This is a genomic window from Microbaculum marinisediminis (assembly GCF_025397915.1).
Taxonomy (GTDB): Bacteria; Pseudomonadota; Alphaproteobacteria; order Rhizobiales; family Tepidamorphaceae; genus Microbaculum; species Microbaculum marinisediminis.
In genome coordinates this window covers 1-25982 of record NZ_JALIDZ010000013.1, presented here as the reverse complement: position 1 = coordinate 25982, position 25982 = coordinate 1, and the positions used below count along the sequence as shown (strand labels likewise).

The following is a 25982-nucleotide window of genomic DNA, read 5'->3' as shown; positions in this document are numbered from 1 at the left end:
TCAGGCGCCGAGCACCCAGAGCCAGAACGGCAAGGTGAGGACCGAGCCCGCACTGGTCAGCGTGATCGAGTTGGCGGAGATCGCAAGCCCGGTGCGGAACCGGTTGGCGATCAGCCACGCGTTCACGCCGGTCGGACAGGCACCGATAAGGGTGACCACCGTCGTCCACATGGGCGGCAGCGCGAACACCCTGGCTGCAAGGAACCAGACGATCGCCGGCATCAGCAGTAGCTTGAAGGCGGAGATGAACACGGCCGGCAGCACGTGCCCGCGCACGCCGTATTTCGTCAGGCTCATCCCGAGCGCGAACAGCGCGCAGGGAACGGCCACCACGGCAATCTGATCGCCAAGCACCTGCAGCGGACCGGAATAGCCAAGGCCCAGAAAACGCCAGAAACTGCCGCCGACAATGCCGATGACGAGCGGATTCTTGACGAGATTGAGCGCGATGGACCCGGCAATACGCGGCACAGATATCGGCCCCGTCGCCGTGCCGTCGCGGTGCTCGGCCCATTCGATCAGCGCCGTGCTCACCGTCATCAGCACGGGCAGCTGCACCGCCACGATCAACAGGACGGGAACCGCGCCTTGCTCGCCGAAGGCAGTAAAAACGAGCGGAATGCCCAGCAGGACCGCGTTGGAGAACCCCGCCGATACGCCGGCGATGATGCCGGCCTTGGCATCGCGTCCGAACAGTTTGCGCAGCATCAGGTCCGAAAGCGCCCAGCATACCGCGACGCCGCCGAAATAGCTGATCCAGACCGGCCACGGCGAGATATCGGGGAAGTGCACGGTCGCCAGCGTCTTGAACAACAGGATCGGCAAGGCGACCATGAAAACGAAATCGCCCAGGCCCTCCCCGATCGACTCGGGCAGATAGCGGCTCCACGCGGCGGCAAAGCCGACTCCGATCAGGCCGAATACCGGCAAGACGATCCAGAAGATCTGGGCAATAGAGTCGTTCACGGCAATTGGTCCTCGGCGCTGTGTGGGGGCGAAATGCTGCCCTCGAGAGAAAACTCGTTTACCTTAAGTGCGATAAAGCACTCTCTTTGACCTTCCTTTAAAGGCTCGTCTCTAGCATGCTGCTCATAACACAGGGAGGCGCCGCCTCCGCCGGCTTGTTCGGTGACGAAGTCGGCGGAGGCGCTGCCAAATCTTTGTGTCCCAACGTACGGACGGACCACTAGGGGATTCCCAACTTGAGCGCAGACACCGGTTCGACCGGCAGGGCCATGACCGGCCCCGGTTGGGAAGACCAGGCCGGCATCGCCGCCCTGGCAGAGCTCGTTGCAGGCCTTCCCGAGCCGTCGGCCGCCTTGAGCGTTTCACTCTCCGCCCTCACCGACAGCTCGCTGCGCCGGCCCGCCACGCTCGATCACAGTGTCGCGGAGGGCCTTGCGGTGCGTCCGCGCGTGCTGCTGGTCGAGGACAATCCGATGAACCGACTAATGGTCGGCGTTCTGCTTGACCGTCTCGGTCTGGAGCATGTTGCCGTCGGCTGCGCCCAGGAAGCGATCATCCGGTTCGCGCGCGAGGCGTTCGACGCGATCCTGCTCGATGTCGAGATGGACGGCCTGGCGGGGCTCGCCACCGCCCGCGCGATCACCGGGCTCGCCGGTGACGCGACGCCTCCGCTCGTGGCTCTCGGCCGCGCCGATCTCGAAGACGAAATACTCGAGGAAGCCGGCTTTTCGGCAATAGCCGAAGCCCCGTTCGATACGCGCCGCCTCGCCGCTGCACTGATTGCCGCCGTCGAGACCAGCCTGATCGAGTCCGACGCGCAGTAGAACCCGCCTACAGCCTCCGCCTTCCGCAGTGTCCACAAGGCGATTTTGTCGGCAGCCCCGGTTGCTCCCCGGCGGCGGTATCGTAAGATTTCCTTATCACGCGACGTCTATATCGGCTCGTGTTTCGCGCGGCATCCAGTATGCTGCCTAAATATAACCTTTCCCGTCAAACGGAACATCTTCCCATTCTGAGAGGAATCACATGACTTCTCACAATCAATCGGCCCTGACGAATTCGGCGACAGCATTCGCCGTGTTTTTCCTCGTTGCCGGCATGCTCGCCATCGCGCCTGCACGGGCCCAGACGATCAGCTACGCGCAGTCCGTCGACGAACTGGCCAAGGCCTGCGGCGCCGACATCGGCAAGTTCTGCAAGAACACGAATATCGGCAGCGGCATGGGCGCCTGCATGGAAAAGAACCTGTCGAAGGTATCCGAGCAGTGCAAGGCCACGTTCGTCGCCACGCAGGCATCGCTGGCCAAACGCGCGGCCGCGCAGGCCGCCACGGAGCAGCTGTGCGCCAACGACATCAAGCGGTTCTGCAAGGAATACGATCCCGGCAACGGGCGCTATCTGCGCTGTCTCCTGAAAACGGGCAGCAGGGTCAGCGCACCCTGCACCCAGGCCCTCACGGACGCCGGTTGGCGCTGACTCGTTTCCACGATGCCGGTTCCGCATTCCGTTACCACGGTAAGCGCTCGCGCGGCGCGCCGGACCGGCCGAGCGATTTTCGGAGATACAAGATGAAAGCTTTCTATTCGACGCTGGCGGCCTTGGTCGTCGCCGCCCTTTCCACGGGCGCGGCCCATGCCCAATCAGCCGTTACCCAGGGCGACCTGATCCGAGACCTGCAGGGACTGAGCAACCGCACCACGGTCCTCGACGTCAACAAGATGCGCAATGACGTGCTGGTCAAGATCCGGACCGAGAACACCGAGGAAAATGTCGGACGTGACGAGTACCTCGACTATTTCGCCAACCTGCCGAATTTCGATGTCGAGATCCTGTTCGACTTCGATTCCGACATCATCAAGCCGGAATCCTACCGGATCCTCGGCGCCATGGCGGACGCCCTGCACCACCCGGTCCTGGTCGGAGACCAGTTTCTGATCGTCGGCCACACCGATGCCAAGGGCAAGCGCGAGTACAACCTCGGGCTCAGCCAGAGGCGCGCCGACGCCATCCGCAATGCGCTGGTCTCGTACTTCAAGGTCGCGCCGAATCGCCTGAGGGCCTTCGGCCTCGGCGAGGAGCAGCTGAAGGACCCGGCCAATCCCGAGGGCGGCATCAACCGTCGCGTCCAGCTCGTCAACCTCGGCCCGCTGCCGTAGCGGACAGAAAAGCACACACCGGAGCGGCGCCGCGCAACCGCGGCGCCGTCAGGCCACTGCCGTCTCCCGTCAGGCGACTTCCTTCTCGATGCCCTCGTCGACGATGCGCACGACGTCGGTCATGATGTCGTTGAGGCGGAAGTCCTTGGGCGTGTAGACCCCGGCGACGCCGGCCTGTTTCAGCGCCTCGGCGTCCTCCGGCGGAATGATCCCCCCGACGACGACCGGCACATCGTCTATGCCCGCCGCCCGCATGCGTTCCATCACTTCGGTGACGAGCGGCACGTGGCTGCCGGAGAGCACCGACAGGCCGATGATGTGGACCTTGTCCTCTTTCGCCGCCTCGACGATCTCGGCGGGCGTCAGGCGGATGCCCTCGTAGACCACGTCCATGCCGGAATCGCGGGCGCGCACGGCGATCTGCTCGGCTCCGTTCGAATGACCGTCGAGTCCCGGCTTGCCGACCAGGAAGGCGAGCTTGCGGCCGAGCCGCTTGGACACCCGATCGACCTCGGCGCGGATCTCGTCGAGCCCCTCGGTATCGTTGCGCGGCGCGCGTCCGACACCGGTCGGCGCGCGGAACTCGCCGAAGGACTGGCGCAGCGCCCAGCCCCATTCGCCGGTCGTAACCCCGGCCTTGGCGCAGGCGACCGACGCCTCCATGACGTTGCGGCCTTCGTTCGCGGCCCGGCGCAGGTCCGCGAGCGCGGCCTCAGCGGCAGCCTCGTCGCGCTGTTCGCGCCAGGCGTTGAGCCGCTCGATCTGGTCGCGCTCCACCCATTCGGGAACGGTCAGCACCGCGCCGGTGCCGGTCGAAAGCGGCGACGGCTCGGTCTCGGTATAGGCGTTCACGCCGACGACCATCTTGCCGCCGCGCTCGATCTGCTCGAGCCGCTCGGTGTTGGAGGCGACGAGCGCCTGCTTCATGTAGCCGGACTCGACCGCCTCGACGGCGCCGCCGACGGCGAGCACGGACTCCAGTTCGGCGCGCGCGGCGGTCTTGAGTTCGTCCACCTTCGCCGCGACCACCGTCGAGCCGTCGAAGAGGTCGCCGTATTCGAGCAAATCGGTCTCGTAGGCCAGGATCTGCTGCATGCGCAAAGACCACTGCTGGTCCCAGGGCCGCGGCAGGCCGAGCGCTTCATTCCACGCCGGCAGCTGCACCGCGCGGGCACGCGCACCCTTCGACAGCGTAACGGCGAGCATCTCGATCAGGATTCGGGTGACGTTGTTCTCGGGCTGCTGCTCGGTCAGTCCCAGCGAGTTGACCTGCACGCCATAGCGGAAGCGGCGATAGCGGGCGTCTTCGATGCCGTACCGCTCCGCCGTGATCTCGTCCCACAACTCGGTGAACGCCCGCATCTTGCAGATCTCGGTGACGAAGCGGATGCCCGCGTTGACAAAGAACGAGATGCGCCCCACCGCCTCGGGAAACTGATCCTCCGGGATCGCGCCCGACGCCTTGACGCTGTCGAGAATGGCGATCGCGTTGGCAAGCGCGAAGGCGAGCTCCTGCACCGGCGTCGCACCGGCTTCCTGCAGGTGATAGGAACAGACGTTTACGGGGTTCCACTTCGGCACTTCCCGACAGGTCCAGGCGATGACGTCGGTGGTCAGCTTCAAAGACGGCGCCGGCGGGAACACGTAGGTGCCGCGCGACAGGTATTCCTTGATGATATCGTTCTGCGTCGTCCCGGTCAGCTTGGACCGGTCCGCTCCCTGCGCGTCGGCGGCGGCGACGTAGAGCGCCAGCAGCCAGGCGGCCGTGGCGTTGATCGTCATCGAGGTGTTCATCTTCTCGAGCGGAATGCCGTCGAGAAGGGCCTGCATGTCGCCGAGATGGGAGATGGGCACGCCCACCTTGCCCACCTCGCCGCGCGCCAGCACGTGGTCGGAGTCGTAGCCGGTCTGCGTGGGCAGGTCGAAGGCGATCGACAGGCCCGTCTGGCCCTTGGCGAGATTGCCGCGATAAAGCCGGTTCGATTCCGCAGCCGTCGAATGGCCGGCATAGGTCCGGAAGATCCACGGGCGATCGCGGTCGGGCGTGTCGGTCATATTAGGGTCCCCATTTAACCGGCCCCTATAAAACCGCCACCTTCGCTGCAATGCAATAAGACAAAGACCACGCTCTCGACGGCCCGGTCCGGGCCGTCGTCGATTCGCCGCTTGCCGCCCGGATCAGGCCTTCTTCACCAGCCCGATGATGAACAGCAGGATCACGGCGCCGATCACCGAGTTGATGATCGCGGAAACCCATGTGCCGCCTATCATGATGCCGAGCGCCCCCAGGACATAGGTGCCGATCAGCGCACCGACGATGCCGACGGCGATATTGCCGATAACGCCGAAGCCGCGGCCCTGCATGATGAGACCCGCCAGCCATCCCGCGACCGCGCCGATGACCAGAAGCGAAACAATCGATTCTATGCCCATAATTGGCCTCCTGTGGGTCTGCCGCGGGCGACACGGGCGAATCACCGGGTGCGCCATGCTCCCGCGGCGACACTATAGCCGATCCCTCGTGAAACGCGCAGAACGGCGCTATTCGCCGCCCTCCGACGGCAGCCCGAAAACGGCGGCGGCGAATGCCAAGACGGCGAGCACGACGAAACCCAGCGCCCGCAGCCGGCGACGGTCGACGTCGGGCGCCCGCAAGGCCACCTGCGCGGCCACCACGCATTGCAGCGCGTAGAACAGCGCAAAGGCACGCGACGACAGCGCGATGATGGAGAACACGTCGGTGCTCCAGACGATCAGCACGCCGATTGCCGCGATGACCGGATACGCGCCACGCCGCCGGATCGCTCCTCTCGTTTCCTCCTGGATCAGTCCGGCACTCGCGATCGCATCGGCGATCGCGGCCGAAAGCTGCGCGAAGACGGCACCCGCGGCCAGCATGATCGGCAGCACCGGCGCGGCCGCGGCGACCAGATCGATCATCACCGCGACATCGCCGTTGACCGGGTGTTTCTCTGCGACGACCAGGGCAAGCGCGAAGAAGGCCAGGTAGATCGCGCCAGCGATAAACTGCGCGAGTCGCATCGTGCGGATGCGGGTGTCCGGCGGATACTCGCCAGCAAGGAACCGGGAGGTCTCGAAGCCCTGCACCACGATCAGGAGCCCCAGCACGATGCGGACATCGTCCCATTCCACGACGCCTGGAACGTGCGCCGGCGCCCAGTCGCCGGCCACGAGAAGATTGATGTTGAGGAGGGCAAGGGCCGCCAGCACCGCGGCGATGATCGCAAGCTTCAGCCCGACGGCATATTCCTCGACGCCCTCCAGCCCGTGCAGGCCCTTCCACAATCCGAACGCCCCGATGGCGACCAGGATCGCCGTGGTGATGGACTGCGCCAACAAGGGATCCGGCAAGCCGATCGCCTTCAGCAGGAAGGCCGAAAGAAGCGTCAGGTAGTAGGCGACGGAAATGAAGTAGGCGAAGGCGAGCGCGATGTGCGACATGCGCTCGACCGGCATGAGGTGGCTCGGCCCCTCCTCGGCGAACATCGGCTCGCCGTAGCGGATGTTGAACCGGATGGCGCTCCCGAACAGGTAGGACAGTCCCAACAGCGCCGCCATCGCCACGATCGCGTAGTGCCCCACGGCGCTTGTGAGGATCGGCAGCGAGACGAGGAAGCCCGACCCGATGATCGAAGCCAGCGGCGTGACCGTCGCTCTCCAATGCGACGAAGCGCGTACGCGCGGCGACAAGACGAAAGCCGCGACGGCGAGGGCGGTTGTGATGGCAACGGCATTCGCGATCAAAGCGACGGCGCCTCCGGGCCGAAGTATGTCACGAAAACAGACCGGCATGGTTCTTGTTGCACTGCAACACCAGTTTGGGGCATGTGTAGGACGCGTACGGTCCGGGACCGTCCGAAAGGACGTAGCGGGCCATCGAACTCGATTGGTCTCGCGGAAAGCCCCGCGGAAATGGGAGGTGAACTATGGCGACGAACGTCGCGGAGCAGGCCCAACCCCCGGTCTACGAAGCCGAAAAGAAAGACCTTTACGAAGTGGGGGAGATTCCGCCGCTCGGCCATGTACCCAAGAATATGTACGCCTGGGCAATCCGGCAGGATCGCCACGGACCGCCGGACGAGGCGATGCAGGTCGAGGTGGTGCCGACCTGGGAGATCGATTCCAACGAAGTGCTGGTGCTCGTGATGGCGGCCGGCGTGAACTACAACGGCATCTGGGCCGCGCTCGGTCAGCCGATCACGCCTTTCGCCGTCCACAAGGCCGACCTCCATGTTGCCGGCTCCGATGCCTCGGGCATCGTCTGGGCCGTCGGGTCCAAGGTGAAGCGCTGGAAAGTCGGCGACGAGGTCGTCATCCACTGCAACCAGGACGATGGCGACGACGAGGAATGCAACGGCGGCGACCCGATGTTCTCGCCGACCCAGCGGATCTGGGGCTACGAGACGCCGGACGGCTCCTTCGCGCAGTTCTGCCGCGTACAGGCCCAGCAGCTGATGCCGCGCCCCCAGCACCTGACCTGGGAGGAATCGGCCTGCTACACGCTGACGCTGGCGACCGCGTACCGCATGCTGTTCGGCCACCCGCCGCATGACCTCAAGCCCGCCGACAACGTGCTGGTCTGGGGCGCGTCCGGCGGCCTGGGCTCCATGGCCATCCAGCTCATCGCCGCCGCCGGCGCCAACGCCATCGGCGTCATTTCCGACGACGACAAGCGCGAGTTCGTTACCTCGCTCGGCGCGCGCGGCGTCATCAACCGCAGGGACTTCGACTGCTGGGGCCAGATGCCGACGGTCAACACGCCGGAGTACGCCGAGTGGCTGAAGGGCGCGCGCGCGTTCGGCAAGGCGATCTGGGACATCACCGGCAAGGGCAATGACGTCGACATGGTCTTCGAGCATCCCGGCGAGGCGACCTTCCCGGTCTCCTGCCTGGTGGCGAAGCGCGGCGGCATGGTCGTCTTCTGCGCCGGCACGAGCGGGTACAACCTGACCTTCGACGCGCGCTATGTGTGGATGCGCCAGAAGCGCGTCCAGGGCTCGCACTTCGCCCATCTGAAGCAGGCCAGCGACGCCAACAAGTTCGTCATCGAGCGGCGCATCGACCCGTGCATGTCCGAGGTCTTCCCCTGGGCGCAGATCCCCAAGGCGCACATGAAGATGTGGAAGAACGAGCACGCGCCGGGGAACATGGCCGTTCTCGTGCAGTCGCCGGCAACGGGACTGAGAAGCTTCGAGGACGTTCTGGAGGCGAGCGCCGACTGACCGGCGCCGCCGCGATCACCGGTCAAGAATTTCTTCGAACCGGTGTAACCTGTCTCCCGGGATTCGGCGCGGAGCCCTCCGCGCCGGACGCGGGAGACAGTCATGACCCAATCGCAATCGCAACCCTCGTTCGGCGCACGCCTCGGCCGAACCATCGGCAATCTGCTGCTCGCCCTTTTCAATGCGACGCTGCTGCTGTTCATCGTCGCCGCGATTTCGGGCATCGTTCTGATCGGCAAGGTCCGCACGTTCTCGACCGACATCGCCGGCGACGTGACCCAGGCCGCCATCGCCTCCACCGGACTCAATCCCGCCGACGCGCTGGCCGAATTGCGGGTCGCCTCGACGGAGATCGCCGAGCTCCGCGTCGCGATCGAGGAGCGCCGTAGCGACCTGGACGCCCGTGTCGACGCGCTCGGCGTGCGGCTCGACACGATGCAGGCCACGCTTCAGTCGCTGCGCGAGCGCAAGATCGCGATCACCGACGCCGTTATCGACAAGGCCGCGACGGCGGCCGGAACCGCGTTGAAGGATCTGCGCGACTGCCGCCCCGCCGACGCCGGTTCATGAACCGGCCGCCCGCTCCCGCCGCCCTTCCTGAACAGCCCGGTTGAGCGCACCGGCGAACAGCAGAATGGCGCTCGCCAGATAGAAAAAAATCAAAGCCGCCACGATGCCGGCAAGGCCGGCATAGACACGCGCATAATCGGCGAACGAGGCCAGGTACCAGGAGAACGCGCGTGCGGAAAGCCACCAGAGCGCCAGGGTCGCCAGAATGCCCGGCCAGACCGGGGGATGGCGCTTCTCGTAATCCGGTAGCAGCACGTGCAGGGCAAAGAGCAGAGCCGCCAGGATCAGGGCCAGGAAAACCTGGCGCAGGAGATCGAAGGTCGGATGAAGGTCGACCGCATCGGGAACGAACGAGAGCAGCGCGGCATAGCTGACCGGCGCGACCACGGCGACGAAGGCCACGACCGTCAGCGCGACGGTGGTCAGGATCACGAACACGATCGACTCGATTCGGGTGCGAAACACCGAGCGTGTTTCGGCCAGGCCGTAGGCACGATTGAGCCCACCGCGCACCGTCTCCACCGCGCCGGACACGCTGATCAGCATGACGAGCAGCGAAAAGGTAAGCAGGCCGCCGCCGGCATCGCGAATCAGGACATTCCAGATTTCCGGTTCCAGCGCCTGCGCGACCTGATCGGGCAGCGTGTCGAAAAGGGCTCTGGTGATCCATCCCGCCAGTCGCGGGCCGCCGAGGAAGCCGGTCAGGGCCGTCATGAAGATGATGAAGGGAAAGATCGCCAGAACCAGCGAAAAGGCGAGAGCGCTCGCCATGTAGAGGCCGTCATCCATCAGGAACCGCTCCCCCGCGCGGTAGATGACCTTGGATATCCACCAGGCGTCCTTGCGGGAGGCTTTCCAGTGGAGATAGCGGCGCATGCCCGCCGCCGTCGCCGGCCGGCCGGCATCCGGCTCCGCGTTCGCCATCTCCGCGTTCTCGTTTCCGGTCGAATTCTTCGTATCCGCCATTGCGTCCATTCTGAGATTTTCGGTCCACCGCCGACAAGCCCGGTCTTCAACGCATGGCGGCCACTGCTTTCCGGCGCTTGTATACCGTAATGTGAAACGATAACCGGCTGTAATGCGCACCGATCCGCCCGCCCCCGCCGCCGCTCCGCCAGATGAGACGGTTTTCGTCCGGATCATGCCCGGCCTGTTCGTGCTGCTCTGGTCGACCGGCTATATCGGCGCGCGGGCGGCCGCAGGCGGCGCCGAGCCGCTGAGCTTCCTTTTCCTGCGTTTCGTCCTAGCCGGCGCGTTGCTGCTGATCGCCGCGCTCATCGGGCGCGCCAGCTGGCCGCGGCGGGGGCGCGCCACCGCCGATTCCATGATCGCCGGCGCCTTGTTGCAGGGCGGCTATCTCGGCGGCGTCTTCTGGGCGGTCTACCATGGCCTGCCGGCAGGCATCGCCGCGCTGATCGTGGCGCTGCAGCCTATGCTGACCGGGCTTCTGGCCGGGCCGTTCCTCGGCGAGAAGGTCACCCGCTCGCACTGGTTCGGCCTTGTCGTCGGCCTCGTCGGGCTCGCGCTGGTACTCGGCCCCAGGATCGAGATGACCGGCACCGGCATCACGCCGGTCACCGTCGGCGCGACCCTCTTCGCGGTCTTGAGCATCGTGCTGGGCTCGATCTGGCAGAAGGCGCATGCCGCGAACACCGACCTGCGCACCGGCACATTCCTGCAATATGTCGGCGGCGCCATCGTCGTCGGCGTCGGGGCGCTGGCGACCGAGGACCTGCGCATCGACTGGACCGGCGAAGTGATCTTCGCCATGGCCTGGCTCGTTCTGGTGCTGTCGATCGGCGCGATCCTGATCTACATGGTCCTGATCCGCCGCGGCGCGATCGCCAGGCTGTCGACACTGTTCTACCTGGTGCCGCCATGCACCGCGCTGATCGCCTGGGCCCTGTATGGCGAGACCCTGACCCTCGTGCAGATCGCCGGCATGGCCGTCACCGTCGGCGGCGTCGCGATCGCCACGCGCCCGGCGACGTGAGGAATTTCGGTCACCACAAACCAAAGTCGGTTTGCGTTGGCCGCCGCAGGCGTTATTTTCGCCGCACTGCAACATAGGAACCGGATCGCCAAGAATGTCGCTTGCCGCCGCCTCGAATGCCCAGTCCGATCTCGCCGCCGCTCTCACGCAAGCCGCAGACGCGGCGGGCCGCCTGCTCGCCCAGGCGCGCAGCGCCGTCGCCGCGCACGTCTCCGAGGCCGGCAAGGTGTCGCCGGCGAAACTGGAGGCGAACCAGCGTGCCGCCCATGGCCTGTCGTGGCTGGGGACCTATGCCGAGGCGATCCGTCAGCTCGCCGCCTATACCGAGCGCATGGGCGCCGAAGGCCGCTTCGGCGAGGCCGAAGAGCTGTGCGTGCGCATCGGCGCGTCCGAATACCTGGCACAGATCGCCGGCGGCATTCCGATGAGCCAGGGCGAATTCGTGCGCCCCGGCGATCTCGGCCTGAGCGACGGCGACATCGCCCAGTTCATGACCGAGACCGTGCGCGAGCTGATCGCCGGCGGCAATACGCCGGAAGCACGCGCGCGCCTCGTCGCGCTGATGCGCGACAAGGGCCCCGGCGACATCGGCGACCCCGGTCTCGACGAAACGCTCGAGGCGATGCGCGTCGAGATGCGTCGTTTCGCCGAGTCCGAAGTGGTGCCGAGCGCACAGGAATGGCACCTGGAGAACGCCTACATTCCGATGGAGGTGGTCCAGCATGTCGCCGAGCTCGGCGTCTTCGGCCTGACGATCCCGGAGGAATACGGCGGGCTCGGCCTCGGTAAGGAATCCATGTGCGTCGTCTCCGAGGAACTGTCGCGCGGCTGGATCGCCGTCGGCTCGCTCGGCACCCGCTCCGAGATCGCCGCCGAGCTGATCCTGGCCGGCGGCACCGACGCGCAGAAGCAGAAATGGTTGCCGCTGATCGCCTCCGGCGAAGTTCTGCCGACCGCCGTCTTCACCGAGCCGAACACCGGTTCGGACCTCGCCTCGCTGCGGACCCGCGCGACCCTGGAAGGGGACGTCTACAAGGTCACCGGCCAGAAGACCTGGATCACCCATCCCGTCCGCGCCGACCTGATGACGCTGCTCGTGCGCACCAATCCGGACGAGAAGGGCTACCGGGGCCTGTCGATGCTGCTCGCGGAGAAGCCGCGCGGCACCGACGAGGATCCGTTCCCCGCGGCCGGCATGTCCGGCGGCGAGATCGAGGTGCTCGGCTATCGCGGCATGAAGGAGTTCGACATCTCCTTCGACGACTTCGAGGTGAAAGCGGAGAACCTGCTCGGCGGCGAGGAGGGCCAAGGCTTCAAGCAGCTGATGCAGACCTTCGAGTCAGCCCGCATCCAGACCGCGGCACGCGCCATCGGCGTCGCCCAATGCGCGATGGAGCTCGGCCTCAACTACGCGATGGAGCGGATCCAGTTCGGCAAGGCCACCGTCGAGTTCCCGCGCGTTTCCGACAAGCTGGCGATGATGGCGGCCGAAATCCTGATCGCCCGCCAGCTCACCTACTATGCCGCGCGGGAGAAGGACGCCGGACGGCGCTGCGACCTCGAGGCAGGCATGGCCAAGCTGCTCGGCGCGCGCGTCGCCTGGGCCGCCGCCGACAACGCCGTCCAGATCCACGGCGGCAACGGCTTCGCGCTGGAATTCCCCGTAAGCCGCGTTCTCTGCGACGCGCGCATCCTCAACATCTTCGAGGGCGCGGCCGAGATCCAGGCCCAGGTGATCGCACGGCGCCTGCTCGACGGCGGGAACTAGGGTCCCGCCGGCCTCCGCGTCATCTCGGGTACGCCTGCGCGATCACTCGATCGCGCAGAGCGACTCGCCGTCCTTGGCTTCACAGCACCGCCAGTCGCTCCAGGCCCCGCAGGTGTCCGGCGGTTCGGAAACCCGGTAGCAGATCTTCGATGCGTCGAAGGACTGCTCCCACGGCTGTTCGATGCCGCCGAACTGCTGCACCGGCGCGTTCGGCGCGTTCTCGCCGACGGAGACCTCGAGGCCGCAGATACTCGGAGAGTAGTCGTTCCTGAGGATGATTGGACCGGCAAGCGCCGCCTGCGCAATCAGGACGCCAGCACCCGCCAGTGTCATTAGTTGGATCGCTCGTCGCATCCGGACGCTCCCTCTTGCTTCGCTGTTCCGAAAGCATAGCACAGGACGCACGACAGATCGGTAGAGGACAGGCTCGCCGGCCCCCCGGCGGCTCGACGATCCGGCAACACGCCCTAAACGGCAGCCAGTTGCGCCGCGGCAGGCCGGGTCGGACGGGTATCGATGCCCAGAGCGTCAAGGCTCTCGCGGATCGCACGGTCGAACGACGTGTGCGGAATCTCACCGATCGCCATTTCGAGCTTGGCTCCGTCCAGCCTGTGCGCCACGTGCCAGAGGTAGGCGAGCTCGGAAAGCTCCCGCCATGAGCGCACGACCGGCGCGGCGAGCCGCATCACGCGCCACGGCAGCCGCCCGACGGACAGCGGTCTGCCGATCGCCGTCTCCATCGCCGCCGCTACATCGGCGCCGGTCGCCGTGTGCCCGGCGAAATGGAACGTCTCGAAGGTACCGAATTCGTCGCGCTGGCGCGCCAGGGCTTCGAAGGTTGCCGCAAGGTCCGGAAGATAGGCCCAGGCATGGGCCAGGTTGAGCGGTCCCGGATAGGTCATCTTGCCCCGCGCCGCCTTGCCGGCGATGACCTGGTCGAACCAGCTGCCGCGCCCATCGCCGCCGAAATAGTCGCCCGCCCGCAGCACGATCGTGCGAACGCCGTAGAGATCGGCGGCCTCGCGATAGCGTCGCTCCGCCTCCACCCGTATCGCGCCTTTCCGCGTCGTCGGCCGTTGCGGCGTCGTCTCGCTGATGACATCCGGCATCGGCCAGCCGTAGTTGTAGATATTGCCGGGAAACAGATGCACGGCACCGCTCGTTCGTGCGGCCGAGATCACCGCCTCGGTGATCTCGAACACTGCCGGTTGCCAGGCCGGAAACGGCGGATTGGTCGCGTTGACGATGACGTCGACGCCCTCGGCGGCGGCGATAAGGTCGCGCCGGGACCGGGCATCGCCCTCGATCGCCACGACATCGTCCAATGCCGGCACGCCCGTGGCGGATCGCACCAGGGCCCGCACCCGCCAGCCACGCCGGACGAATTCGTCCAGGACGACTCGCCCGAGCCGGCCGCGCGCACCCAATATCAAAGCTGTCTTCCGGTCCTGATGGCGTTCGATCATGGCCTTCTCCTCCAAACGTGGCTTACCCGCTCGACACGGATGGAGATGGACACCACAAAGCCGAATGAACATTCGCAAGAGTTGACATGCAGCTATTCAAAAATGAATGATCTGGCGAAACCAGTGCTATCCGAGGGTGTTCCATGGTGTCACGGAACCTGGACTGGAACCTGATCCCCTCCTTCCTCGCCACCGCCGAAACCGGCAGCCTGTCCGCGGCGGCGCGCCGGCTTGGCATCAGCCAGCCGACCGTCGGCCGCCATGTCGCCGATCTTGAGCAGTCGCTCGGCGTGCGTCTGTTCGACCGCACGTCATCGGGGCTGCGCATCACCGAAACCGCCCTTTCGCTGGTCGAGCACGCTCAGGACATGCGCGAGCGCGCCGAAAGCCTGCGACGCGTCGCCGAAGGCAAGGCCGAGGCCATCGAAGGCACCGTCCGCATCACTGCGAGCGAGATGGTGGCGATCTATCTGCTGCCCGATATCCTCGCCGCCCTGCATCTCGCCGAACCGCGGATCGGGATCGACGTGGTGGCCAGCATGACGCCGGACAACCTGCTTCTGCGCGAGGCCGACATCGCGCTCAGGATGTTCCGCCCCGAGCAGAACGACGTCATCACGCGCCACGTCAACGACCTTGAGATCGGCATGTTCGCCCATCCCGACTACCTGGCGCGGCGCGGCACCCCCACCGAACTCTCCGATCTCGACCGACATTCCATGATCGGTTTCGACCGTATCGACGTCATTGTCCGCGGTTTCCGTCGCGTCGGCATTGAAATCGATCGCGACTTCTTCAGCTATCGCTGCGATTCCCAGTCCGCCGGTTGGGAAATGGCGAAAGCCGGTTTCGGCATCGGCTTCGGCCCCGCCTATCTCGGCCGCCGCGACGGCCTCGTTCGGCTGTTCCCCGACATAAAACACGAGGTGCTCGAGCTGCCGATCTGGTTGACCGCCCATCGCGATCTGCGTCATTCACGCCGGATCCGCTTCGTCTACGATTTCCTCGCCGAACGCCTCTCCGCGCTCGACCTCTAAGGCAGCAGCCCCGTGACCGATCGCTCCATACTGATTACCGGCTGCTCGAGTGGCATCGGCGCCCATTGCGCCGAACGGCTGCGCGAAACCGGCTGGCGTGTCTTCGCCGCCGCCCGCAAGCCCGCCGATGTCGACCGGCTCCTCAGCGCCGGCTTCGAGGCGGTCCGGCTCGATTATGCGGATGAAGCCTCGATCCATGCCGCAGCCGACGCCGTGCTCGCCGCCACCGGCCACCGCCTCGACGCCCTGTTCAACAACGGCGCCTATGCCCAGGCCGGCGCCGTCGAAGACCTGCCGACCGACGTCTTGCGGGCCGAGTTCGAAGCGAATTTCTTCGGCTGGCATACGCTGACCCGCCGCCTGATCCCGGTGATGCGCGAGCAGGGGCATGGCCGCATCGTCCAGTGTTCCTCGGTGCTCGGCTATATCCCGATGAAATACCGCGGGGCCTACATCGCCTCGAAATACGCGCTGGAGGGCTTGAGCGAAACGATGCGGCTGGAACTTCTCGGCACCGGCATCCATGTCAGCCTGATCGAGCCGGGACCGATCGACAGCCGCTTCGAGCCGAATGCGCTGGAGGTGTTCCGCCGGACGATCGATATCGACGGGTCGATTCACCGCGAGACCTACCGCACCCGCATGGCCCGTATGGAACGCGGCGGCTCCGCGTCGCGGTTCAAACGCGGGCCCGAGGCGGTGTTCGTGAAGCTGCGTCACGCGCTGGATGCGCCCGCCCCCCGACCGCGCTACCGGGTCACCGTCCCCGCGGGCGTGGCCGCTGGGCTGCGGCGGGCGTTGCCGACCCGGGCATTGCACGCGTTTCTCGCGCGCGCCTCGGACGCGGAAAAATGACGTCGGAGTGATCTTGCCGGGCGTCCGGCGCCGTATGTCCGGTGAATGTGGAGGAGTAGCCGCCCGTGACAGGCATGAGCCAGCAGGGTCCCGAACGATCGCGCCTCGTCGATGCCGCCGCACTCGGCGGCCTCGTGGCGCTGTGCCTGATCGTCGGTTTTCTCGGCTCGCTCGCCACCACGCCCAACATCGATCCCTGGTACGCCGGCCTCGCAAAGCCGGCATGGACGCCGCCGCCTCTCGTTTTTCCCATCGTCTGGACCGCGCTCTACATCATGATGGCGGTCGCCGCCTGGCTTGTCTGGCGCGCCCCGGCTTTCGACTGCGGCGAAGGCGCGGTCTTTTCGCCTTCGCGGTGCAATTGACCCTCAATGCCCTTTGGTCCTGGGCGTTTTTCGGAGCCCAAAGCCCGCTCCTCGGCCTTTTGATCATCCTGCCCCTGCTAGCGGCCGTCGGGCGCACCACCTTGCTGTTCCGAGCGGTTTCGCATCCCGCCGGGCTGTTGATGGCGCCTTATCTCGCCTGGGTCGCGTTCGCGACGGTGCTCAACGCAACAATCTTTGCTATGAACGCTTGATGCCGGCGCACCGACCGGCGAGAAAGCGTCCGAAATGTCCGACCTGTTCGTCTCCTACATCGTACCCCTCGCCATCGCCGCCGTGGCCGTCGTCCTGCTGCTCGGCCTGTGGAACATGATGCGCGGGGGCAGCCCCAATATGTCGCAGAAGCTGATGCGCTGGCGCGTCGGCCTGCAATTCCTGGCGATCTGCGTGATCATGGTGACGATCTGGCTGATGAGCCGGCACTAGCGGAAGCGCACCATGGTCATCCTGAACAAGATCTACACGAAGACCGGCGATGCCGGCACGACCGCCCTGTCGACCGGCGAGCGCCGGCCGAAGCACGATCTCAGGGTCTCGGCATACGGCACCGTCGACGAGACCAACGCGACGATCGGCATCGTCCGCCTCCACACCGCGGCCGATCCCCAGTTCGCCGAGCTCGACACGATGTTGGGCCGCATCCAGAACGACCTGTTCGACCTCGGCGCCGACCTGTGCACGCCCGACACGGGCGAGACACTGGAGTGGGAGCCGCTGCGTATCGTCGAGGCTCAGGTGACGCGCCTTGAAAGCGAGATCGATCGCCTGAACGCCGATCTGAAGCCGCTGCGGTCCTTCGTCCTGCCGGGCGGCACGCCGGCCGCGGCGCATCTGCATCTGGCCCGCACGGTTTCGCGCCGGGCCGAACGGCTGATGGTCGAACTGGCCATGAGCGAAGGCGAGCGCGTCGGCGAGATGGCGCTGAAATACGTCAACCGGCTGTCGGATTTCCTGTTCGTCGCCAGCCGCTGGGCCAACGGCAAGGGCAGTGACGAGGTCTTGTGGGTGGCCGGACAGAACCGCTGAGCCCTAGGCTTGGCTAGCGGAATACGGGGGAGCCGGACATGTTCGTGCCGATCAGCGACAACAATCCGCTGCGTCATCTCCCGTTCCAGTACGTCACGGTCGCGCTGATCGTCGTCAACGTCTTTGTCTACGTCGTCTTCGTCAGCGGGTTGTTCGCCGATGCGCTCGAGACCACGGCCTATACCTTCGGCCTCATCCCGGCCGTGTTCAACGACTACCGGGAACTGCCGGCCCAGTACGCCGTCGTACCGGAGAGCTTCACGCTCCTGACCTACCAATTCGTGCACGGCGGTTTCCTGCACCTGGCCTCCAACATGCTGTTCCTGTGGGTCTTCGGCGACAATGTCGAGGATGCCATGGGGCATTGGCGCTTCCTAACCTTCTATCTCCTGTGCGGTGTCGCCGCCGCACTGGTTCACGATTTCGCCCAGCCACAGTCCGTTGCCCCGCTGGTCGGCGCCAGCGGCGCGGTTTCCGGCGTCATCGCCGCCTACCTGATGCTGCATCCCAACGTGAAGGTCTGGGTACTGGTGCTGTGGCGCGTCCCGCTCCGGCTGAAAGCGGCCTGGGTGCTCGGATTCTGGGTGGTCCTGCAGGTTTTCTCGGTCCTGACCGCGGCCGAGAACGAGTCCGTCGCCTGGTGGGCGCATATCGGCGGTTTGGCCGCCGGCGCGGTGTTGGTGGTGTTCATGCGCCGGCGCGGCGTGCCGCTGTTCGACCGCGGCCTCGTCACGGCCGTGCCGCCATCGCGTTCCTGAGCGCCGCCCCCGAGAGCGCCGCACCCCATCGCGTCGCACCCCATAGCATAGCCCCGGCGTTGACACTTTGCTGCACCGCAATTACCGTCCGCCGCGCTTTGGCCGGCTGTCGATTGTATAGAGGCGCGAAGCACGGATTTCGCGTCCGTTCAGACCTTGTCGGTGTGCACTGCGTCAAAGTCTTGTGACACATCGTTTTCTTTCTGTGTCCCCACTGAGGGAGTTGCGCTCTATGAAGGTATTGGTGCCCGTCAAGCGGGTGGTCGACTACAACGTCAAGATCCGCGTCAAGGCGGACGGAACCGGCGTTGAGCTGGCCAATGTGAAGATGTCGATGAATCCGTTCGACGAAATCGCCGTCGAGGAAGCCATCCGGCTGAAGGAGGCCGGCAAGGCCGAGGAGATCATCGCCGTGTCGATCGGTCCGGCCCAGGCAGCCGAGACCATCCGGACGGCACTGGCCATGGGCGCCGACCGCGGCATCCTGGTCAAGTCCGACGCGCCGGTCGAACCGCTCGCAGTCGCCAAGATCCTCAAGGGCGTTGTCGAGGCCGAAGGCCCCGGCCTCGTGATCCTCGGCAAGCAGGCGATCGACGACGACGCCAACCAGACCGGCCAGATGCTGGCCGCCTTGCTCGGCTGGCCGCAGGGCACTTTCGCCTCAAAGGTCGAGATCGGCGACGGCTCGATCACCGTCACCCGCGAGATCGACGGCGGCCTGCAGACGGTGAAGCTGAACGCCCCGGCGATCGTCACCACGGACCTGCGCCTCAACGAGCCGCGCTATGCCTCACTGCCCAACATCATGAAGGCCAAGAAGAAGCCGATCGACGAAAAGACGCCCGGCGACTACGGCGTCGACGTCACCCCGCGGCTCGAGGTCGTCAAGACCACCGAGCCCCCCGCGCGCCAGGCCGGCGTCAAGGTCGGCTCCGTCGCGGAACTGGTGGACAAACTCAAGAACGAGGCGGGTGTAATCTGATGGCCGTTCTTCTCATTGCCGAACACGACAACGCCGCCCTGAGCGACATGACCGCCAAGGCCATGAGCGCCGCCCAGGCCATCGGCTCCGACGTCGACGTTCTGGTCGCGGGCCAGGGCTGCGCGGCCGTTGCCGAGGACGCCGCCAAGCTTGCCGGTGCCCGCAAGGTGCTACTGGCCGAGTCCGGTGCGCTCGAGCACCGCCTGGCCGAGCCGCTGGCGGCCCTCGTCGTGTCGCTCGCCGGCGACTACGACGCCATCGTCGCCGCCGCGACGACCAGCGCCAAGAATTTCATGCCGCGCGTCGCGGCCCTGCTCGACGTCATGCAGATCTCCGAGATCACGGCGGTCGAAGGTCCCGACACGTTCGAACGGCCGATCTACGCCGGCAACGCCATCCAGGTGGTGAAGTCGAACGATCCCAAGAAGGTCGTCACGGTGCGCGCCACCGCGTTCCCGGCCGTCGAGATGAACGGCTCGGCTTCGGTCGAGGCCACCACGGTGCCGGATCTGCCGGCTGTTTCCGAATTCATCGGCGAGGAATTGACCAAGTCGGATCGCCCGGAACTGACGTCGGCGAAGATCGTCGTTTCCGGCGGCCGCGGCATGGCCTCGGGCGAGAACTTCGAGACGGTGCTGATGCCGGTCGCCGACAGGCTCGGGGCCGCGATTGGCGCCAGCCGCGCCGCCGTCGATGCCGGTTACATGTCGAACGACTACCAGGTGGGCCAGACCGGCAAGGTCGTCGCACCGGAGCTCTACGTGGCGGTCGGCATCTCCGGCGCGATCCAGCATCTCGCCGGCATGAAGGACTCCAAGGTGATCGTCGCCATCAACAAGGACGAGGAGGCACCGATCTTCCAGGTCGCCGACTACGGCCTGGTTGGCGACCTCTTCCAGATCCTGCCCGAACTGGACCAGGAACTGGCCAAGATCGGGAAGTAGTGACCGGGTGTTGGTGCGTTGCAGCATGAAGCCACTTCACGCGGCATGCCGAACGTGATAGCTCGTGCTCGACCGCATGATGGAGTGAAGTGAGCGTGACAGACGGCACGACAGGCACAAAGATCCGCACGGTCGGCGTTATCGGCGCCGGCCAGATGGGCAACGGCATCGCGCATGTCTGCGCCTTGGGTGGGTTCGACGTCATGCTCCATGACGTCAATGTCGACCGCATCGAGTCCGGGCTTGCCACCATCAATGGCAACATGGCCCGGCAGGTGTCCTCCGGCCGCATCTCCGAGGAAGAACGCCAGGCCGCGCTCGGCCGTATCTCCGGGTGCCCGACGCTGCCCGGTCTCGGCGAAGTCGATCTCGTGATCGAATCCGCCGTCGAGAACGAGACCGTCAAGCGCGAGATCTACAAGGCGCTCTGCCCGGTCCTGAAGCCGGAGGCGCTGCTCTCCACCAACACCTCGTCGATTTCGATCACCCGACTCGCCGCTTCGACCGACCGGCCGGAGCGCTTCATCGGCATTCATTTCATGAATCCGGTGCCGGTCATGGAACTGGTGGAACTCGTCCGTGGCATCGCCACCGAGGACGCCACCTTCGAGACCGCCCGCACGTTCGTCGACGAGCTCGGCAAGACCATCGCCGTGTCGGAAGACTTCCCGGCCTTCATGGTCAACCGCATCCTTCTGCCGATGATCAACGAGGCGGTATACGTCCTCTACGAGGGCGTCGGTTCGGTGGAAGCCATCGACACCGCCATGCGTCTTGGCGCGCGCCACCCGATGGGCCCGCTCGAGCTCGCAGACTTCATCGGCCTGGATACCTGCCTGTCGATCATGCAGGTGCTTTACGAAGGCCTCGCCGACTCCAAGTACCGGCCCTGCCCGCTCCTGGTGAAATACGTCGAGGCCGGCTGGCTCGGCCGCAAGGCCCAGCGCGGTTTCTACGACTACCGCGGCGAGACACCCGTCCCCACCCGCTGATCCCGACCGTCCCTTCGGGCACGGTCGTTCGGATTTGACGCGACGAGGGGACGCCTGTCGCCCTCGCGCCAACCGGGTTGACGGTGCCGCCGGGTTCACACTGCTGCCGGCACGGTTCCCGGTCCCCGGCTCAATCAAATCTTAAGGCGACGACGGTAGTCTCGCATACCATCCGAGCGGACATCCCGGTCCGGCACGCCCTCTCAGCAGTGCCGGTCGGACGCGAAGATCCGGCCAAGGGCGCCTGAATAGGCCGCGGCCGTTTACCTTTTATTTAAAGGTCCCGTTAATCCGGCAGCGAGACACTCTCGACGTTATCGGTCCAGAGGCTCGTAACACCATGATATCTCAGATCGCCGTATCGATGCTGCTCGCCAAACATCGAGCCGAATTGGCCATGGCGTTCGCGGCCAAGATGCAGAACCCGGATCCGCAGGACGCCAAGGACCTGGTAAAGGCCGTCGACGACACCGTCGCATCGGTGGAACGCGAGGTGGACGAACTGGCCAAAGGCAGCGGCGGGTCCCTGGACATCACGGTCTGACCGCCATCGCGCAGCCTGTTCGGGCGCGGCGGACGCACGAGCAGTCAACGTTTACCGTTTCTTGAAGGTCCGCGTTAAGCCGACAGCCCGAAAATCCGGGTTACCCGTAGCCGAAAGGATCGCAATCCGATGGATCCGACGCTTGCCGTTTCGGTACTTCTCGCCCGCCACAAGGCGGACGTCGCGCTCGCGGTCGCCGCCAAGATGATGGACATGAACCCGAAGGCGGCCGAACGCGTGCTCGAGGCATTCCACGAAAGCGCCGACGACCTGGAGCGCATCGCCGCCGACGTGGCCGCGGGCACGGGCGAGGTTCTCGACATCTCGGTTTGATCGGCGCGTCTTCGCAACCTCGATCGCGCTTAGCGGAAACTTAAGCGCTCCCCTTCAAGGTTCCCTCCGCCCATATCGGAGTAGCCCATGGAACCGAGCGCCATCGCCGCATCGTTCGCATCCGTCAGCGCGGCCAAGGTACAGACGGCAGCCGCCGCCAAGATGCTGAAGATGAATGCCGAGGCCGGCAAGACTGTCGTCGCCATGCTCGAGCAGAGCAGCGAGACTCTCACCCAACTGGCAAAGAGCACCGCGGCAGGGGTTGGCGGAAACCTGGACGTAACGGTCTGATGGAACCATCCGGCGAAGCGATTGTCGGCGCTCGCCACGCCGGTCTGTCAACGCTTTTCCGTAGGACCCGGCGTTATTGGAGGTGAACCGGTGGCGATCGGCGGGAAGTTCTACCTTGCAAATCAGACGACGCAGTCCAAGCGCTTCAACAATGGTGCGCGGATGAACCGTCAGGCCGTCCAGCAAGGCGCAGCCTCGGCGAAGTCCTACGCAACGTCCCTGTTTTCGATCAATGCCTCGGCCGGCCAGGAACTCGTCAACCTCGCCATGCGACAGGCCGTCACGCGCATCGAGGCTGACATCCAGGCGCGTAATCGCGAACTTCTGAAAGCGGCCGAAGATTTCAACGCCATGACCGATATCTTCGCCTGACGGCGCGCCAGCCTACTGTTGGCTGCCACCGATCAGCGCGCGCACGACGCCTTTCGCGTCGTCCGAATCCCATTCCGCAGGCCCGGCCATGTGCGCGATCTCGCAGCCATTCCTGTCGATGAGCAGCGTCGTCGGCAGCCCGAACGCCCGGCCGGCCTTCTTCAGTTCGCGGAACACGTCCGTCGTATGGTCGGCATAGTAGGCGAGGTCATCGACCTTCACCTCTTCCAGGAATCTCTTCGGCTTTTCGTCGCCCCCGGTATCGATGTTGACCGCGACCACCTCGAAATCGTCCCCGCCGAGCGCGGCCTGCAGGTTGTCGAGCGCCGGCATCTCGTGGCGACAGGGTGCGCACCATGTCGCCCACAGATTGAACAGGACCGCCCTGCCCTTCCAGTCCGAGAGCTTTCTGGTGGCACCCGTATCGTCGACGAAGGTCAGGTCCGGCGCCGGCTTCGGTGTCTGATTGACGATCAGGGCCGCCACATCGCCGGTCGCCAGGCCGTCGACCGTTGCCGCCAGTTCGCTCGAACTCGCGCAAAGACCGGCCTCGCCGTTGCCATTCGGCCCAGCGATCCCGTATATGCCGACGGCAGCAATCGCGGCGGCGACGCCCAATGCGCCGATCAAGACGATGCGTCCGCGGCCGGAAGATCTGTTCTGGTCCATCGTGTCTTCTTAGTCCCTAACCGGCACCGGGGTCCGCCCCCGGGGAAATAACGCCATGAGAGTGACGCCATGAGCAACAAGATGTGGGGCGGCCGTTTCGTCGCAGGTCCCGATGCTGTGATGGAAGCGATCAACGCGTCCATCGATTTCGATCGCCGCCTGTGGCAACAGGACATCGCCGGCTCCAAGGCGCATGCGGCCATGCTGGCGGAAACCGGCATCCTGACGCCCGAAGATGCGAAGGCGATCACTCACGGTCTAGACACGATCGCGTCAGAGATCGAGTCCGGATCGTTCGATTTCTCGACCGCGCTCGAGGACATTCACATGAATGTCGAGTCGCGGCTCTCCGAGCTCGTCGGCCCCGCGGCCGGCAGGCTGCATACCGCCCGCTCGCGCAACGACCAGGTGGCGACCGATTTCCGCCTCTACGTCCGCGACGCGCTCGACCGGCTGGACACGGCGCTCGCCGCCCTGCAGCGTGCGCTGGCCGGGAAGGCCGCGGCGCACTACGACGCGGTGATGCCGGGCTTCACCCACCTGCAGGCGGCGCAGCCCGTCACCTTCGGCCACCACCTGCTCGCCTATGTCGAGATGACGGGGCGCGACCGCGGCCGCGTCGTGGATGCCCGCAGGCGGCTCAACGAAAGCCCGCTCGGATCCGCCGCGCTTGCCGGCACCTCGTTTCCGATCGACCGGGAGATGACCGCGAAGGCACTCGGCTTCGACCGGCCGACGGCCAATTCGCTCGATGCCGTCGCCGACCGCGATTTCGTGCTCGAAACCCTGTCAGCGCTGTCGATCATGGCGATGCACCTGTCGCGCTTCGCCGAGGAGATCGTGATCTGGTCGTCGGCCCAGTTCGGCTTCGTCCACCTGTCGGACGCCTGGACCACCGGGTCCTCGATCATGCCGCAGAAGCGCAATCCCGATGCCGCCGAGCTGGTGCGCGCCAAGACCGGCCGCATCTTCGGCGCGATGGTCGGCCTGCTGACGGTGATGAAGGGCCTGCCGCTGACCTATTCGAAGGACATGCAGGAGGACAAGGAGCCGTTCTTCGACGCCCTCGATGCCGCGGAACTCGCGGTGGCGGCGATGACCGGCATGGTCTCCGACATGGAGCCAAACCGGGAACGGATGCAGGCGGCCGCCGGCGCCGGCTACTCGACCGCGACCGATCTCGCCGACTGGCTCGTGCGCACGCTCAACATGCCGTTCCGCGAGGCCCATCACGTCACCGGCCGTGTCGTCGGTCTCGCCGCGCAGTCCGGGCGCGATCTCGACGCTCTGGCGCTGGACGATATGCAGGCGATCGAGCCGAGGATCACGGCGGAGATCTTCGAGGTGCTCGGCGTCGAGAATTCGGTGAAGAGCCGCACAAGCTATGGCGGCACCGCGCCCGCCAACGTCAAGGCGCAGGCGGAAGCCTGGCTGGAAAAACTCAAGGCCTGACGGCCTTCGCAAAACGGTTGGTTTCAAGACAAGGGAAGAACTATGGCGTCCTTCAATCTGCTCCTTTTGCCCGGCGATGGCATCGGCCCCGAGGTGATGACCGAGGTTGGCCGCGTGCTGACCTGGCTCGACAAGAACTCCGGTGCGACCTTCGAGACCGAGACCGACCTCGTCGGCGGCTCGGCCTATGACGCCCATGGCGAGTCGATTTCCGACGACGCCATGGACAAGGCGCAGAAGGCCGACGCCGTGATTTTCGGCGCCGTCGGCGGTCCGAAGTGGGATTCGGTGCCCTACGAGGTGCGCCCGGAAGCGGGCCTGCTGCGGCTCAGGAAGGACCTGGAGCTGTTCGCCAATCTGCGCCCGGCGATCTGCTATCCCGCGCTCGCCGACGCCTCCAGCCTGAAGCGTGACGTGATCGAGGGCCTCGACATCCTGATCCTGCGCGAGCTCACCGGCGGCGTCTATTTCGGCGAGCCGAAGGAGATCGTGACCCTGGAGAACGGCGAGAAGCGCGCCGTCGACACGCAGCTCTACACGACGCACGAGATTGAGCGCATCGCCCGTGTCGCCTTCGAACTCGCCCGCGCCCGCAACAACAAGGTGACGTCGATGGAGAAGCGCAACGTCATGCGCTCCGGCGTCCTCTGGAACCAGTTGGTCAGTGCGGTCCACAAGGCCGAGTATCCCGACGTCGAGCTTGAGCACATGCTGGCCGACGCCGGCGGCATGCAGCTCGTCCGCTGGCCCAAGCAGTTCGACGTCATCGTCACCGACAACCTGTTCGGCGACATGCTGTCCGACGTTGCCGCCATGCTGACCGGCTCGCTCGGCATGCTGCCGTCGGCCTCCCTCGGCGCACCGGACCCGGAGACCGGCAAGCGCAAGGCGCTCTATGAGCCCGTGCACGGTTCCGCGCCGGACATCGCCGGCAAGGGCATCGCCAACCCGATCGCCATGATCGCATCGCTGGGCATGGCCCTGCGCTATTCCTGCGACATGGGAGACGCCGCCGATCTCGTCGACGGCGCCATCGCCGACGTGCTCGCCTCCGGCGCCCGCACCGCCGACCTGGCCGCCAAGGGCCAGAACTCGGTCTCGACCAGCGACATGGGTGACGCGATCCTCGCGGCCATGTCGAAGCGGGCCGGCTAGGACACGATCGGTCGCGGTCCGCACGGG

29 protein-coding genes and 1 pseudogene are annotated in these 25982 nt (G+C 65.8%); 22 read left to right on the top strand and 8 right to left on the bottom strand.

All coding sequences use genetic code 11. The features are described 5' to 3' along the window. Complete coding sequence (locus MUB46_RS22035) at positions 1-966, bottom strand: AEC family transporter (RefSeq protein WP_261618134.1); 966 nt, start codon at positions 964-966, stop codon at positions 1-3. Between the two features lie 236 nt (positions 967-1202). Between MUB46_RS22035 and MUB46_RS22030 the strand changes: the two genes are divergently transcribed. The 3 genes from MUB46_RS22030 to MUB46_RS22020 all read left to right on the top strand — a co-directional run bounded on the left by MUB46_RS22030 (position 1203) and on the right by MUB46_RS22020 (position 3122). Then, positions 1203-1790, top strand: a complete 588-nt coding sequence (locus MUB46_RS22030) for a response regulator (RefSeq protein ID WP_261618133.1) — start codon at positions 1203-1205, stop codon at positions 1788-1790. A gap of 202 nt (positions 1791-1992) precedes the next feature. Further along, positions 1993-2442: a cysteine rich repeat-containing protein gene (locus MUB46_RS22025; protein ID WP_261618132.1), complete on the top strand. Its 450-nt coding sequence runs from the start codon at positions 1993-1995 to the stop codon at positions 2440-2442. Between the two features lie 92 nt (positions 2443-2534). Next, entirely contained in the window at positions 2535-3122 is a 588-nt protein-coding gene (locus tag MUB46_RS22020; RefSeq protein WP_261618131.1) for an OmpA family protein, read from the top strand. Positions 3123-3191: 69 nt separating this feature from the next. On the opposite strand, the gene MUB46_RS22015 is transcribed toward MUB46_RS22020, so the two are convergent. The 3 genes from MUB46_RS22015 to MUB46_RS22005 form a co-directional block, all read right to left on the bottom strand. Further along, entirely contained in the window at positions 3192-5177 is a 1986-nt protein-coding gene (locus tag MUB46_RS22015; RefSeq protein WP_261618130.1) for a protein meaA, read from the bottom strand. A gap of 123 nt (positions 5178-5300) precedes the next feature. Beyond that, positions 5301-5555, bottom strand: a complete 255-nt coding sequence (locus MUB46_RS22010; RefSeq protein ID WP_261618129.1) for a GlsB/YeaQ/YmgE family stress response membrane protein — start codon at positions 5553-5555, stop codon at positions 5301-5303. 108 nt (positions 5556-5663) lie between these two features. After that, the gene (locus tag MUB46_RS22005) at positions 5664-6887 is read right to left on the bottom strand and encodes a hypothetical protein (RefSeq protein ID WP_261618128.1); all 1224 of its coding nucleotides are present in this window, start codon (positions 6885-6887) and stop codon (positions 5664-5666) included. A gap of 182 nt (positions 6888-7069) precedes the next feature. Here MUB46_RS22005 and ccrA point away from each other — a divergent pair, with 182 nt between their 5' ends. Together ccrA and MUB46_RS21995 are read left to right on the top strand one after the other, a co-directional pair. Then, positions 7070-8365, top strand: a complete 1296-nt coding sequence (gene ccrA, locus MUB46_RS22000) for a crotonyl-CoA carboxylase/reductase (protein WP_261618127.1) — start codon at positions 7070-7072, stop codon at positions 8363-8365. Between the two features lie 102 nt (positions 8366-8467). Then, entirely contained in the window at positions 8468-8935 is a 468-nt protein-coding gene (locus MUB46_RS21995; protein ID WP_261618126.1) for a hypothetical protein, read from the top strand. On the opposite strand, the gene MUB46_RS21990 is transcribed toward MUB46_RS21995, so the two are convergent. Beyond that, positions 8930-9901 (bottom strand): YihY/virulence factor BrkB family protein, encoded by a 972-nt coding sequence (locus MUB46_RS21990; protein ID WP_261618125.1) that lies wholly within the window; start codon positions 9899-9901, stop codon positions 8930-8932. The genes MUB46_RS21995 and MUB46_RS21990 overlap by 6 nt on opposite strands. Before the next feature lie 112 nt (positions 9902-10013). On the opposite strand from MUB46_RS21990, the gene MUB46_RS21985 reads away from it, so the two are divergent. Both MUB46_RS21985 and MUB46_RS21980 read left to right on the top strand, forming a co-directional pair. Further along, the gene (locus tag MUB46_RS21985) at positions 10014-10928 is read left to right on the top strand and encodes a DMT family transporter (RefSeq protein ID WP_261618124.1); all 915 of its coding nucleotides are present in this window, start codon (positions 10014-10016) and stop codon (positions 10926-10928) included. A 94-nt stretch (positions 10929-11022) separates the two neighbouring features. Continuing rightward, complete coding sequence (locus MUB46_RS21980) at positions 11023-12696, top strand: acyl-CoA dehydrogenase family protein (RefSeq protein ID WP_261618123.1); 1674 nt, start codon at positions 11023-11025, stop codon at positions 12694-12696. Positions 12697-12738: 42 nt separating this feature from the next. Here the strand turns inward: MUB46_RS21980 and MUB46_RS21975 are convergent, their stop codons facing one another. Together MUB46_RS21975 and MUB46_RS21970 are read right to left on the bottom strand one after the other, a co-directional pair. Next, the gene (locus MUB46_RS21975) at positions 12739-13029 is read right to left on the bottom strand and encodes a hypothetical protein (RefSeq protein WP_261618122.1); all 291 of its coding nucleotides are present in this window, start codon (positions 13027-13029) and stop codon (positions 12739-12741) included. 134 nt (positions 13030-13163) lie between these two features. After that, positions 13164-14162, bottom strand: coding sequence for an NAD-dependent epimerase/dehydratase family protein (locus MUB46_RS21970; protein ID WP_261618121.1), 999 nt, complete (start codon positions 14160-14162; stop codon positions 13164-13166). 143 nt (positions 14163-14305) lie between these two features. Here MUB46_RS21970 and MUB46_RS21965 point away from each other — a divergent pair, with 143 nt between their 5' ends. From MUB46_RS21965 to MUB46_RS21900, 13 genes and pseudogenes are all read left to right on the top strand, one after another. Next, positions 14306-15199 (top strand): LysR family transcriptional regulator, encoded by an 894-nt coding sequence (locus tag MUB46_RS21965; RefSeq protein WP_261618120.1) that lies wholly within the window; start codon positions 14306-14308, stop codon positions 15197-15199. 12 nt (positions 15200-15211) lie between these two features. Further along, positions 15212-16054 (top strand): SDR family oxidoreductase, encoded by an 843-nt coding sequence (locus MUB46_RS21960; RefSeq protein WP_261618119.1) that lies wholly within the window; start codon positions 15212-15214, stop codon positions 16052-16054. A 74-nt stretch (positions 16055-16128) separates the two neighbouring features. After that, positions 16129-16631: pseudogene (locus MUB46_RS24470) on the top strand (TspO/MBR family protein). Between the two features lie 34 nt (positions 16632-16665). Beyond that, positions 16666-16863: a twin transmembrane helix small protein gene (locus MUB46_RS21945; protein ID WP_261618117.1), complete on the top strand. Its 198-nt coding sequence runs from the start codon at positions 16666-16668 to the stop codon at positions 16861-16863. A 12-nt stretch (positions 16864-16875) separates the two neighbouring features. After that, positions 16876-17463 (top strand): cob(I)yrinic acid a,c-diamide adenosyltransferase, encoded by a 588-nt coding sequence (locus tag MUB46_RS21940; RefSeq protein WP_261618116.1) that lies wholly within the window; start codon positions 16876-16878, stop codon positions 17461-17463. A 38-nt stretch (positions 17464-17501) separates the two neighbouring features. After that, complete coding sequence (locus MUB46_RS21935; RefSeq protein WP_261618115.1) at positions 17502-18221, top strand: rhomboid family intramembrane serine protease; 720 nt, start codon at positions 17502-17504, stop codon at positions 18219-18221. A 232-nt stretch (positions 18222-18453) separates the two neighbouring features. Then, positions 18454-19203, top strand: a complete 750-nt coding sequence (locus tag MUB46_RS21930) for an electron transfer flavoprotein subunit beta/FixA family protein (protein WP_261618114.1) — start codon at positions 18454-18456, stop codon at positions 19201-19203. Then, positions 19203-20147: an electron transfer flavoprotein subunit alpha/FixB family protein gene (locus tag MUB46_RS21925; protein WP_261618113.1), complete on the top strand. Its 945-nt coding sequence runs from the start codon at positions 19203-19205 to the stop codon at positions 20145-20147. Before MUB46_RS21930 ends, MUB46_RS21925 begins: the two co-directional genes overlap by 1 nt. A gap of 89 nt (positions 20148-20236) precedes the next feature. Next, the gene (locus MUB46_RS21920; protein ID WP_315902773.1) at positions 20237-21139 is read left to right on the top strand and encodes a 3-hydroxybutyryl-CoA dehydrogenase; all 903 of its coding nucleotides are present in this window, start codon (positions 20237-20239) and stop codon (positions 21137-21139) included. A 340-nt stretch (positions 21140-21479) separates the two neighbouring features. Next, on the top strand, positions 21480-21683 hold the full coding sequence (locus MUB46_RS21915; protein WP_261618112.1) for a hypothetical protein: 204 nt from the start codon (positions 21480-21482) through the stop codon (positions 21681-21683). Between the two features lie 129 nt (positions 21684-21812). Beyond that, complete coding sequence (locus MUB46_RS21910; RefSeq protein WP_261618111.1) at positions 21813-22016, top strand: hypothetical protein; 204 nt, start codon at positions 21813-21815, stop codon at positions 22014-22016. 87 nt (positions 22017-22103) lie between these two features. After that, positions 22104-22307: a putative motility protein gene (locus MUB46_RS21905; RefSeq protein ID WP_261618110.1), complete on the top strand. Its 204-nt coding sequence runs from the start codon at positions 22104-22106 to the stop codon at positions 22305-22307. A 21-nt stretch (positions 22308-22328) separates the two neighbouring features. Continuing rightward, positions 22329-22679 (top strand): hypothetical protein, encoded by a 351-nt coding sequence (locus tag MUB46_RS21900; RefSeq protein ID WP_261618109.1) that lies wholly within the window; start codon positions 22329-22331, stop codon positions 22677-22679. Between the two features lie 12 nt (positions 22680-22691). Here the strand turns inward: MUB46_RS21900 and tlpA are convergent, their stop codons facing one another. Next, a complete protein-coding gene (gene tlpA, locus MUB46_RS21895) occupies positions 22692-23348 on the bottom strand; it encodes a thiol:disulfide interchange protein TlpA (RefSeq protein WP_261618108.1) in 657 nt (218 codons plus the stop codon). A gap of 69 nt (positions 23349-23417) precedes the next feature. On the opposite strand from tlpA, the gene argH reads away from it, so the two are divergent. Beyond that, the gene (gene argH, locus MUB46_RS21890) at positions 23418-24800 is read left to right on the top strand and encodes an argininosuccinate lyase (RefSeq protein WP_261618107.1); all 1383 of its coding nucleotides are present in this window, start codon (positions 23418-23420) and stop codon (positions 24798-24800) included. Positions 24801-24842: 42 nt separating this feature from the next. After that, positions 24843-25955, top strand: a complete 1113-nt coding sequence (gene leuB, locus MUB46_RS21885) for a 3-isopropylmalate dehydrogenase (RefSeq protein WP_261618106.1) — start codon at positions 24843-24845, stop codon at positions 25953-25955. The last annotated feature ends 27 nt before the right edge of the window (positions 25956-25982 follow it).